The 11464-nt window shown below is 66.2% G+C and carries 11 protein-coding genes and 1 pseudogene; 7 read left to right on the plus strand and 5 right to left on the minus strand.

The window, feature by feature from the left end; genetic code table 11:
- Together VJT49_RS33085 and VJT49_RS33090 are read left to right on the plus strand one after the other, a co-directional pair.
- Positions 1–112 (plus strand): annotated as a pseudogene (locus VJT49_RS33085) (IS982 family transposase); the annotation flags it as partial.
- Positions 113–1231: 1119 nt separating this feature from the next.
- Positions 1232–1864, plus strand: coding sequence for a hypothetical protein (locus VJT49_RS33090; protein ID WP_324168922.1), 633 nt, complete (start codon positions 1232–1234; stop codon positions 1862–1864).
- Between the two features lie 144 nt (positions 1865–2008).
- Here the strand turns inward: VJT49_RS33090 and VJT49_RS33095 are convergent, their stop codons facing one another.
- Genes VJT49_RS33095 through VJT49_RS33110 form a run of 4 tightly spaced genes read right to left on the minus strand, consistent with a single transcriptional unit; the run spans position 2009 to position 5756 of the window.
- The gene (locus VJT49_RS33095) at positions 2009–2572 is read right to left on the minus strand and encodes a hypothetical protein (protein WP_324168923.1); all 564 of its coding nucleotides are present in this window, start codon (positions 2570–2572) and stop codon (positions 2009–2011) included.
- Between the two features lie 32 nt (positions 2573–2604).
- Positions 2605–3270: a hypothetical protein gene (locus VJT49_RS33100; protein WP_324168924.1), complete on the minus strand. Its 666-nt coding sequence runs from the start codon at positions 3268–3270 to the stop codon at positions 2605–2607.
- Positions 3271–3276: 6 nt separating this feature from the next.
- Positions 3277–4095, minus strand: a complete 819-nt coding sequence (locus VJT49_RS33105) for a 5'-methylthioadenosine/S-adenosylhomocysteine nucleosidase (protein ID WP_324168925.1) — start codon at positions 4093–4095, stop codon at positions 3277–3279.
- Positions 4092–5756: a hypothetical protein gene (locus tag VJT49_RS33110; RefSeq protein ID WP_324168926.1), complete on the minus strand. Its 1665-nt coding sequence runs from the start codon at positions 5754–5756 to the stop codon at positions 4092–4094. The genes VJT49_RS33105 and VJT49_RS33110 overlap by 4 nt, the downstream gene beginning before the upstream one ends.
- A gap of 76 nt (positions 5757–5832) precedes the next feature.
- On the opposite strand from VJT49_RS33110, the gene VJT49_RS33115 reads away from it, so the two are divergent.
- Entirely contained in the window at positions 5833–6579 is a 747-nt protein-coding gene (locus VJT49_RS33115) for an NUDIX domain-containing protein (protein WP_324168930.1), read from the plus strand.
- A 294-nt stretch (positions 6580–6873) separates the two neighbouring features.
- On the opposite strand, the gene VJT49_RS33120 is transcribed toward VJT49_RS33115, so the two are convergent.
- Positions 6874–7134, minus strand: coding sequence for a transposase (locus VJT49_RS33120; RefSeq protein WP_324168931.1), 261 nt, complete (start codon positions 7132–7134; stop codon positions 6874–6876).
- A 608-nt stretch (positions 7135–7742) separates the two neighbouring features.
- On the opposite strand from VJT49_RS33120, the gene VJT49_RS33125 reads away from it, so the two are divergent.
- The 4 genes from VJT49_RS33125 to VJT49_RS33140 all read left to right on the plus strand — a co-directional run.
- Positions 7743–8888: a peptidoglycan-binding domain-containing protein gene (locus VJT49_RS33125; protein WP_324168927.1), complete on the plus strand. Its 1146-nt coding sequence runs from the start codon at positions 7743–7745 to the stop codon at positions 8886–8888.
- Positions 8885–9670: an ABC transporter ATP-binding protein gene (locus VJT49_RS33130; RefSeq protein ID WP_324168928.1), complete on the plus strand. Its 786-nt coding sequence runs from the start codon at positions 8885–8887 to the stop codon at positions 9668–9670. Before VJT49_RS33125 ends, VJT49_RS33130 begins: the two co-directional genes overlap by 4 nt.
- Positions 9667–10863: an ABC transporter permease gene (locus tag VJT49_RS33135; protein ID WP_324168929.1), complete on the plus strand. Its 1197-nt coding sequence runs from the start codon at positions 9667–9669 to the stop codon at positions 10861–10863. The genes VJT49_RS33130 and VJT49_RS33135 overlap by 4 nt, the downstream gene beginning before the upstream one ends.
- 322 nt (positions 10864–11185) lie before the next feature.
- A partial coding sequence (locus VJT49_RS33140; protein WP_324168932.1) for a transposase family protein occupies positions 11186–11464 on the plus strand: 279 nt, incomplete at its 3' end.

Consider the following 11464-nt stretch of genomic DNA (forward strand, 5'->3'; position numbering starts at 1 on the left):
CGGAGTGTTCACGCGCGTCGCCCAGCGCCTCCTGGCCATGACCGCCGCCATCTGGCACAACTGGGAGACCGGCATGACCAGCAAACGCTCACTCATCGCCTACGACCACTAACACCAACTTCACGGAATCAACCATCTAGAGGGTTCAATTAAAAACTTCATCTGTGGACCCCGGGAGAGCTTACTCGGGAACAAACGCGCAGGTGGAAGCGCTGGAGACGCTGCTCGGAAGCTGCCCGACCCCACCATACCCGCTCCTCCGTCCGTCAATCGGCCAAAACGGGGCGGGCACGACAGTTGACGCCGACCTGGTCCAGGAACCCATCGCCGGTTACCAGGAAGGGCAACGGTGTACGAGCTGGGTGCAGGGTTCGGCATCGAGCGAGCGGACGGCCAGCAAGATCTTGCACCGAGACCAATGTCAAGGGACGTGGGGAATTGGCTCTGTCCCACTTTCCGTGGAGCGAGTCGAACCTGAGCGCGTGCGAGTTGAACGTCCGGCACGGTGGTGTCGCTTCAGCCAGCGCGCGCCCGGCGCCCGGCTCCAGCGTCCCCTGCCTCGGCCCTCGTCGGCCGGTGAACCGGAGATTCGCCGCGGGTTCAGCTCGCGGGTGTTCACTGAGTTCGACTCGCGGCTGGATACATTCGACGCGCGGAGAGCCGGGCAGAGCCTGTCTCGGCACGTGGGTTTCACGGAACGTGAGGCAGAGCCGGAAATTGCTCAATGGCGGTCGTGAGAATGGCCCCGTGGTGAACGCGTCAGTCGCTAGCATCCTGCTCTCGACGAGTCCCGGGTTGGGCTTGGTTTTGCTCATGCTGCCGTTGGCCATGGGGAGGGGGACCTGTTGTCCCCGATACTGGTAGCGGGTAGTACCTGCGTCGGTCTGGTTGAACAGGGTTACATCTCCGTCTCGGGGCCGCCAGTCGCCGTCGGAGTGGCTGCTAGCGTACTAGCCCAGTCGACCCACTTGGTATCAGATCACACTCCGCGTTTGCGGCTGTCGCAAACGGGTGAAGGTACTCAGTATGGACGGCGTCGGTGAGTGTGAGTCGACACGTTCAGTACCCGACATGCGCTATTTCGCGCCGCGACGGAGGAACCCATGGCGGCCGCCTGCATAGCAAGGTAAGTTCTCTGTGTCGGGCGCCTGAACCGATCGATTTGGTGGTGCTAGTGGCGGGCTTCTGGGGTAGGTTCACTAGTTCGGCCGGCAGGGAACTGACTTTCCGAGTGGCCGCCGGATTCGTCGTAGGTGCAATGGGTGGCTTGGTGGCGTTCGGTGCGGCTCGGCTCAGTGATATATTGTTGTTTTTGATCGTCGGAGCCGCCATCGGATCGGCGGCCGCTCTGCTTCTTCGCAAGTACGGCAGATTGGCGAATCTGACCGAGGTTAAGCTCATTATTCCCCGATTCAGCGAGTTGCGTTTCACGGTTGATCGTGACGTTCGAAACGTAGCTTGGAAACTATTCATTGAGACGTCGACCCGGGTTTCCTTGCAACCATTGAAGGAGTCTGAGGGCCTGCTTCGGGAGGCGATGAACTCCCTCTACGCGTTGTTTCAGAACATTCGCGCGGAGTTGTCCGCGTCGCACCCTAGCGCACCCGCGGGACGTGGCCCCAGCGTCGAGGAACTGGCGATCACCATGCTCAACCTGGAACTTAGGCCCTTTCTTTCGTACTGGCACCCGCGGCTCCGGAAATGGGAACTCGACCACGACGGTCAGGATGATAGCCTATGGCCGGAGAACGCGGCGTGCAGAAAGGATCTGGACGACCTTCGTGCGAAGATCCGTGCCTATGCCATCGGTTATGCGAAGATTGCAGGGATCGTCGACGTCGACGTTCTGGTCGGCAACGAGTGATGGCACTGTTCGGGCGAGGCACGAGAAGACGCGGAAGGAGGCTCGGGCAGTTCGCGGCTAACCTCCAGACGCCTCGCCGAGGTATCGCGGGATAACGAGCCACATCGTAACAAGGTCGATCACGCGACTCGTGGAGCGACGTGATCAGCCGATGACCGGCGGTGCGATCTTGTTACCGTTCTCGTCGGTTTCGATATTGAGGCCGCAGGTTGCGTTCGGGTCGCTGTCCACGATGTAGGCCGGTCGCTTCCATTCCTTATCTTCCTCGCCCTTCTTGCCTGCTGCGGCGCCGGGCATGCCGCTGGCCGGTCTTGCCCGCCGCGCCGCTGCGGGCGGCTTCGGCCGCCGCCTTGGCGCCCGGCTCGGCCGTGCCGGACTTCTTGCCAGCACCTGGCTCTTCCGCTGTGCCACCGGCGGGTACGCGGCCAGCAGCCCGCCCGGCCGAGCCACCCGAACCCCCGCCGGAACGGCCGAGCCATCGAACGAGTGGATCAGCGGTGAAACCGCGACCAATACCCGAACGGAGCCATCTCGGCAGCGCTGTAACGGGAGCCCTCCACTGCACAGCAGGACCAGGAAGATTCGGGCTTCTTCGCCATCGAGCCCACCGCTTCTGTCGATGAGCGAATGATCATTCGGCGGAGTCGTCCGTGTCGTGCGCAGCGCGGCGAGTTCGGCCATCACCTCGGCCAAGGTTGTTTCGGGCACCTCAGCCTCCTGTCCGTGGCGGGTGGATCAGCCTACGAGGAGAGTTTCTCCGGCTCACTTTGCTCCCACGCCGTGCTGAACAGCGACAGGGTGAGGTCGTAGAGCAGGCTGGAGCGCCGGGCCGCAACGCACGGCGAGTGACGGCCGTGCACCGATCCGCCGTACAGCGTCAGGTAGGCCACCTCGTTGGTGATGATCACCCGGTGCGTGTGCGGGAGGTTGTAGAAGCGCAGCGACACGTTGCCGTGGTGGCGGGCCGCGGCGGTCACGAAATGTGTGTTCGTGCGGACCTGTTCGGCCAGGAATCCGGCCGAGAAGGTCGGGTCCGCGCGTCGTATGTCCTCTTCGCGTCTGGCGAGCCACGAGTCCGGGCCGCGCCGTAGATCGGGCAACAGGACCTCGACGAACTGGGGTCGCCGCCGCATCCCGCCCGTCCACACGGGTGTGAACGTGTCGCGGGTCAACTCGTTCCCGCGGCCCGTCAGAACGCGGATCCACTGGGCGTTGGCCAGATCGTGGGCCAGATCCGGGCTGGCGAGTTCCTGGCGCTCGTACACCTGCTGCACCGGTAAGCCCGCGAATCGCGAGAACATCGCTGTCAGCACCCGCCGGAGCCGTTTGGAGAGCACCCATCCGCTCGCGACGGTGAGCGAGGTCGCGGCGAGCGAGCTGATGACACCCATGACAAAGTCGGCCACGTCGTCTCACCCGACCAGGTACGGGATCAACTCGCGGACCACGCTGGCGGCGTTTTCCGCCGCCAGCGGCTGGGCGTCGTCGTTCTTCTGCTCGTCGGCGAGGTCCGAGATTCCCCGGACGACGACCCAGGGCCAGGGACCGTTCTCGTAACAGAACTGGCCCAGCCCGTCGGACTCCATGTCCACGGCCAGCGTCTTGTCGCTGAATTTCCGCAGGTACCTCAGCACCTCTGCGTCCCCGTGGGCGATGACACCGTTCCCGGAGCCAATCAGGCCGGACCGCGCCACGAAGCCGGGGAATTTCGTAGGCTCGCCTCGCGCGGAGAAGAACTCGCAGACGGCGTGCCCGACGGTCGCCCGCGCTTCCCAGTACCGGCCGCGGCGCTGCGTGCCCGCCGGTGTCTCTTTGTGCAGGTCGTATCCCACGACCTTGGTGGCGACCACGACGTCGGCGATACGCAGGCACGGATCGATGCCGCCGGCGATCCCAGCCAGCACCAACACCTTCGGGGCGAAGCGCTGGATTAGCCTCCGTGCCGCGTCCATCGCCGCGCCCTGGCCTTGGCCGTGTGTTTGCACGGCCACGACGCGGGTGAACCGCTCGCCCGCGTGGAAGGCGTCGTCGAGCGGTGACAGTTCGAGCACCCGGCGGACGGCACGGGTCTCGTCCGCGGTCATGGTGATCACTCCGACGTCGTGGGCGATCTCCGGTCTCTCAGCCGGACCGGGTGCCGCGTTGACCGATGCGTTCGGGCCGATGGCCACGTCGCGCAACGAGGTGGTGCCGCTGAACATCGCGCCGTGAACATTGATGTTCGTGTTCATTGCTCTGCTCCTGGTTTGCTCGCCGGGTTGTCCGGGTTCGGCTGGTTCACCTGGGCGTTCGGGCCGATCGCCGAGTTGTCGATCTTGAGGCCTCCCGCGCTGAAGACGTTGGCGTTGATGATGGTGGTGACCTGTCCCTTGACCGCGGAGACGTCCATTCCCTTCGACCTGAGGAACTCGGTGATCGAGTCGAGCAAGGTGTTGAGGATGACGTTCTTGTTCTCCTCGATCTCCCGGCGGTCGAACGCGACGTGCCGGCTCCGGTTGGCCTGTTCGACCTCCTGGCGAATGCTGAGGCACGGGCCGATACCCCTGCGCCGTCTCGGCATCACCGCGCGGTCCTGCCGTGCGTACAGCGCGCGGGCGACCACCCAGGGCGCGGTGCTGAGGCGCCACGCGTCGCCGGCCTCGCGAGGAAGGTCGCGCAGTGCGCGGAACGCCGAGCGCACTACCGCGCCCACGCCGTTCTCCCGATGGGCGTCAACGGAGAGGAACTCGTACGGCAGACTCGTGAGCATGCCGAGCGCGATGTCGACGTTCAGCGTGCGTGCTCGCAGCGTCAGGCCCATGAACAGCGTGGTCACCACTTCACCTGTCTTGCTGACGCTGATTTCCAGGTAATGCTGCAGATGCCCGTTCGGATCGTTGGTGATCTCGTCCATCTCGTTGGACGTCGGTTCGGTGCCCAGCAGGTGCCGGGCCGACAACACCTTCTCCTGCGCGATGAACAGCCGATCTCGCACGTGCAGGCCCGGCAGTCCAGGTCCTTCGCGCGACCTGCTCAGCTCGGTGGCCTTCTTCCGGAGGAACCGCATCAGTTCCGCGGCGTCGAAACGTGGTTCATCGCTCGTGATGAAGTCGGCGTTCCTGGCTTCGTCGCGCACCAGCTGAATCGACCATTGCGGCCATCGGTGCACGATTCCGCTGCCCAGAAAGGGGCTCGGAGTGCCATAGGTCGAATAATCGTGGCCGTACACCACCAACGTGCTCGTTTGTTGTGTGTCGACCACTTCCGACCGCTTGGACAGCCGGGCGGGCCGAAGATTCGTGGCGAGGTGCAAGCGGTTCACGGCTAGTTGCCGGGTCACGCCTGCGGCGACCGCGAGCACTGCCGTCAGCAACAACAGGATGATGCCCTGCGGGAGGGAAGCCGACAGGGAGACGTGTGTGCGATCTGCGGTGAATACCACTCCGGCCGTGAGCACCGCACATCCGCCGAGATTCAGGAGGAACCGGTGGGTCTGTTCCTTCAGTTCTTGTTCCTCTTCGGACGGCACCTTCTTGCCGAGGCACTTTTGACTCAGCGAACGTCCCTTGAGCTGCAACGCTTTCAGGAACGTGCGTGGCACGTTCGCCCCCAGTGGCATCGCCGCGATGGCGCACCCGGCCAGTACGGTCGCCGTGATGTCGGTGAGAAGCCCGGCCGTGAATACCGCGAGCGTGCAGATCTGGTGCGCGGTTCCGAGCACCCACGCCCGCCGGGCATGCTCCAGGACCGGGACGAGGTCGAACCCGTAGGACGGCGCCACGCGATGTCGGCAGTCGTTGTGCACCCCGTGGATGACCAGGTCGCGAAAGCGGCGGTCGAGGTAGACGCTGGCGCACAGGCGCCGGGTAGCCGTGTTCAACTGACCGTCGGACGCTGTCGAAGCTTCGCCCATGTCGCCACCTCCGCGTTATGGGTCACCCTGACCATAAGTGTCTGCAGACTTAGGGTCAATCCGACCATTAGAGGGTATGGTGAGGGCTGTGATCAGCGAAGTTCCCCGAACGCGCCACGCCACCGGCGTCGCCGTGACGGTCGACCTGGTGATCTTCACCATCAGGGCCGACCGGCTGCAGGTGTTGCTGGTGGAGAGAGGCAAGGAGCCGTTTCTCGGCAGGCCCGCGCTGCCCGGCGGATACGTCCGCGACGGGGAGACGCTGAACGACACAGCGCTGCGTGAGCTGAGTGAGGAGACCGGGCTCGACGGGCGGCGGCTGCACCTGGAGCAGCTGAAGACCTACGGTGATCCCGGCCGTGACCCGCGTGGCCGGGTGATCACGGTGGCGTACCTGGCGCTGGTGCCGAACCTGTCTGCTCCGGTGGCCGGCACCGACGCCAGGGCGGCGAGTTGGATCCCGGTGGATTCGGTCGATTTCGGCGAGCTCGCCTTCGATCATGCCGTGATCCTGCGTGAGGCGCTCGAATTGGCGCGTTCTCAGTTGGAATACACGACCGTTGCTGCGGCTTTCTGCGTAGAGCCGTTCTCCATCAGTGATCTCCGGCAGGTGTATGAGGTGGTGTGGGGATTTTCGCTCGATCCGAGCAACTTTCGTCGAAAAGTCACCGGAGCCGAGAACTTCCTCGTACCCACGGGGAAGCGTACGGTTCCGGAAATCGGTCGGCCCGCCGCGCTCTATCGAAGAGGAACCGCCCAGTTGCTCTTCCCGCCGTTGATGCGTTCCGCCAACATCTCGCAGGTGCGGACCCGAGGCGGTTGAGCAGGCGACGCAACAACTCCCGCCGGCACTCATGTCTCTCCCTTCGCGAAGATATTGCCGCAGCACGTTTCGAAGTCGTTCCGATATTGGAGACCGTTACCGCCACCAAGGCCGGCCTTACCCTGACTTTTCATGAGGGCCGGTGAGCGGCGCGCGGAGGGCCTGGGATTGTTCTGGTGGCGCGGTTTTCGTGGTGGGGGCATGATGGTTGTCCGGCTGTCGGGCCGGGTGGCCGGGGGTTTCACGGGTCCCGAAGGTCTTTCTTGGGTCGTAGGGGCGGGTTCGTGCTGGCGGTCAGGGGGCTTGGGGCAGGGCGGTGATGCGCTGCCAGGCGTGTTGGATGTGGGTGGCCCAGGGCCAGGTGCGGGGGACTGTGAGTCGTCGGCGGCCGTGGGCGAGGCGGGCTGCGGTGTGCAGGATGCGGTAGCGCAGTGTTTCGGGTTCGGCTGTGGTGAGGTCGCCGTCGAGGGCGAGGAGTTTGAGCCAGGTGAGCAGGATGGCGGCGGTCATGGCCGCGGTGAGCCAGGCGGTGTTGATCGCCAGCGCCTGACCCAGTTCCTGCGTGACGACCTCAAACTGGAACTGTCACAGAGAAAACTCTGATCACGCACATCGCACCCCGCAGTTGCCCATGACGCACGCCAGGACGGGGACGGTCCCACGGACACTGGACCGGATCACATCCTCGGCTACCGACCTCACAATCAATGTGATCACTCATCACTGCGACCTCACGTCGCACGACTGCCCCCAGCTCCACCTGCTACGACAGGCGCAGACGGCGGTCTCTCGCCTCCACTCGAAACAGTGCCTCACGACGCGAACAAGATCACGGACAGTCCCTGTCTCCGAAAGCATCCGCGTCGACACGGCCCTGAGCAGTCTCGTCCCGCGCTCCGGGCAACCTCGGTCGCCGGCCGGGGTGGCAGGTGGTGGTTCGCTGGCGTGAACAGCGCTGGGGCCGGGGATCGCGATACCGCACTGAAACCGTTGTCGCCGTAGAACTTTCACCGAGCCGGCGGACACCCTCGCTGAACGCAGGCACGCGAGCCCGGGACGGCGGACTGCCGGTCCGTTCCACGACAGGCGACTGACCGGTTTCGCGGCTGCTTCGGTTCGCGCGGTTCGCACCTCGGGGGACGCGTAGCCAAAGGGAGATGAGGATGTCCACGATTACCTCGGAGCCGCAGTCGGACCAGGACGACCGTGCGGTGCCGCCGGCGCCGCTGCTACGGCGCAGATGGCTACAGGTGACCTTCCTTGTGGCGCTTCTGTCGGCCGGATTGGTCGTAGGAATGACCACCGGTGTGGTCAAGTTCGGCAATGGGGCCGAGTCCGCGTCCGCCACCAGCAACGCTCCGACGGCGACGGCCATCGTGGAACAGCGCAGGCTCGTCGCGCAGACATCCCTGAACGGAACGCTGGTCTACGCCGACAGCTTCGGCGTGACCAACCGGATCGAAGGCACCGTGACGGCACTGCCCGCGGCCGGCGATACGATCGAGCACGGCAAGCCGCTGTACTGGATCGACAACAAGCCGGTGATCCTGCTACGCGGCAGGGTGCCGGTCTACCGCGAACTGGCCCGTGAGGCCCGGGGCCCCGACGTACAGCAGCTCAACGCGGAACTGGTCGCCCTCGGTTTCGCCGGCAATCGGGTCCTCGATCCGAATTCCCAGGTCTTCGGCGCCGCGACCGCTACCGCGCTGGTGAAGCTCCAGAAGAAGTTCGGCCTCGACCCGACCGGGAAGCTGGCGCTCGGCCAAGTGGTGTTCGTGCCCGCCGACGCCATCAGGGTCAGCAAGACGGCCGCCACGCTCGGATCGCCCGCGCCGACGGCGGTGATCCTGGAAACGACGGCCACCCGGCGGATAGTCACCGTGCCCGTGGAGATCTCGCAGGCGGCGTCGATCAAGGTGGGCGATGACGTGAGCGTGACGCCACCCGCGGGCACGAGCACTCCCGGCAAGGTCACGTCGATCGGCGCGGTGGCGACGAGGAACCAGTCGGGTTCGGTCACCGTCGACGTACTGGTCGAGCCGCTCAAGCCTGACGAAGTCGCGGGACTGGACCAGGCTCCCGTGCAGGTGGCGATCACCACCGCGGTGGCGGACAACGTGCTGGCGGTTCCGGTGAACGCGCTGCTCGCGCTGTCCGGCGGCCGGTACGCGGTCGAGGTCGTGCAGGACGGGGACGCGCGCAAGCTGTACGAGGTGACGCTGGGCCTGTTCGACGACAGCGCGGGCATGGTCGAGGTCAAGGGTGCGGGCCTGCGCGCCGGTCAGCGGATCGTGGTGCCCTCGGCATGAAGGAGATCACGACGGAACGGCCGGACGCCGGTGCGGCAGAACCGGTTCTGGTACTGGACGCGGTGCGCAAGAGTTATCCGGGCGAGAACCCGGTGGTGGCGTTGCGCGGCGTCGACTTCACGATCGGCCGCGGCGAGTTGGCGGCCATCGTCGGCCCCTCCGGCTCCGGGAAATCGACGTTGCTGCACATCATGGGCACCCTCGACCGGCCGAGCGAGGGTGTTGTACGGGTCATGGGCGAGGACGTCACGCGCCTGTCGGACCGGGAGCTCGCGCGGCTGCGCGCCACCCGGATCGGGTTCGTGTTCCAGCAGTTCTTCTTGTCCGAGTTCGACTCGGCGCTGGAGAACGTCGCCGACGGGCTGCTGTACTCCGGGGTGAGCCGGGCGGTGCGCCGTACCCAGGCCGCGGAGGCACTGGGCATGGTCGGCCTCGCGCACCGGATCGGCCACCGGCCGTCGCAGCTGTCCGGCGGCGAGCGGCAGCGTGTCGCGATCGCCAGGGCGCTGATCGGGAATCCGGGCATCGTGCTGGCCGACGAACCGACCGGGAACCTGGACAGCAACTCGGCCGCGGCGATCTTCTCGCTGCTGCTGGAGCTGAACCGGAACGGCGCGACCATCGTGGTGATCACTCACGACCGGGAACTGGCGGCGCGGCTGCCGAGGCGGATCGAGATCCTCGACGGCCAGATCGTCGCCGATGTCGCCCAGGACATCGACAACCTGGCCGGTGTGACGCCCGCGGTCGGCTGGCCGGCCAGAACGACGGAGGGGCGATGAACAGAGGGTTCGACTACCGGCTCCGGCTGTCCGACCTTGCGCGGGTGTTCAGCGTCGGGTTGCGCACCCGGCGTATGCGGGCGGCGCTGTCCGCGCTCGGCATCGCCATTGGCGTGGCGGCGATGGTGGCGGTGCTCGGGCTGTCCACCTCGTCGCAGGCGGCGCTGCTGTCCGAGATCGACCGGCTCGGCACCAACCTGCTGACAGTGACCAAGGGCACCAATGTGCTCGGCCAGGCTGCGGAACTGCCCACGACGGCGCCGGGGATGATCTCGCGGATCGGGTCGGTGAACGAGGTGGAGTCAACCGGGACCACCAACGCCGACGTGTACCGCAACGACCTGATCCCGGCGATCAACACCAACGGGTTGCAGGTGAGCGCGGCCAGCCTCGGCCTGCCCGCCGCGGTGAGCACGAGTGTGGCCAGGGGCGCGTTCCTGAACGCGGCGACCGCGAGCCAGCCGGCGGCGGTGCTCGGCTCGGTCGCGGCGCGGCGGCTCGGCATCGACGAGATCGACCCCGGCCTGCGCATCCGGCTCGGCGGCCAGTGGTTCTACGTCTCCGGGATTCTCCGCCCTGCCGATCTGGCGCCCGAAGTGGACAACGCCGTGCTGGTCGGTTACCCGGCCGCGGAGAAGTGGCTGGGCTTCAACGGGCGGCCGTCCACCATCTATGTGCGGTCGGACACCGAGCGCGTCAACGACGTGTACGCGCTGCTCGCCTACGCCGCCAATCCCCGCAGTCCGAGCGAAGTGTCGGTGAGCAGGCCGTCGGCCACCCTGGTCGCGCGGGCCGCGGCGGACTCGGCGTTCAACGGGCTGTTCCTCGGTCTCGGCGCGGTCGCCCTGCTCGTCGGCGGCGTCGGTGTGGCCAACACCATGGTCATCTCGGTGCTGGAACGGCGGCCGGAAATAGGCCTGCGGCGGGCGCTGGGCGCGACCAAGGGACACATCCGGACGCAGTTCCTCGGCGAGGCTGTGCTGTTGTCCATGCTCGGCGGGGTGGTCGGGGTGGTCACCGGAGTGGCCGCCACCGCCGTGTTCGCCACGGTGAAGGGCTGGCTGATTGTGGTGCCGGCACTGGCATGGGCAGGCGGGCTCGGTGCCGCACTGGCGATCGGTGCGACAGCGGGTCTGCTCCCGGCCATCCGCGCGGCCCGGATGGCGCCGACCGAGGCGCTGAGGACGGTGTGAGGTGGCGAGGACGCGACTGTCCGCAGGTTTTGTCCGGCCGTGCCCGCCACTTTCGGCGGAGCGGGGAACCGGGGACAGCCACCGCGTTGTCCGGAACGCTGTCCGGGACGAATGTGCTGCCGGCGGCCCGATGTCCGGTGAAAACACCGATGCCCAAGGAAACGTTGTATCGAGCCGTTTTAATCTTGGTCTGGGTGTGTTGGTGGGTAAGGGTTGTAGGTCGCGGGCTGGCTGATCGTCGGGGTGTCGCTGCCGGGAACGTGGCGAAGCCCTTGGTAGGGCAGCAATCGACCAAGATCCACATCTTACGCAAGGGCTTCGCATTCTGTTCTACCGTGCCGCGCTGCCGTTGTCACGTCAGACCCTGACCTTCGTGTCGCGGCTGCTCCGCACCCACCGCCGGGAGATCGGCTCGCCGTGGCGCAAGCCCATCACCAGTCGGCAGGCGCTGCTGGTGCTGGTGTACCTGCGCAAGGGCGAACCGTTCGCCGAGGTCGGCGCCGGGTTCGCGGTGTCGACCACGACCTGGTGGCGGCATGTGAACGACACCGTCGAGCTGCTGGCCGCGCGGGCACCCACGCTGCGGGCGGCACTGCGGAAA

It is taken from the genome of Amycolatopsis sp. (assembly GCF_035276945.1).
GTDB lineage: Bacteria > Actinomycetota > Actinomycetes > Mycobacteriales > Pseudonocardiaceae > Amycolatopsis_E.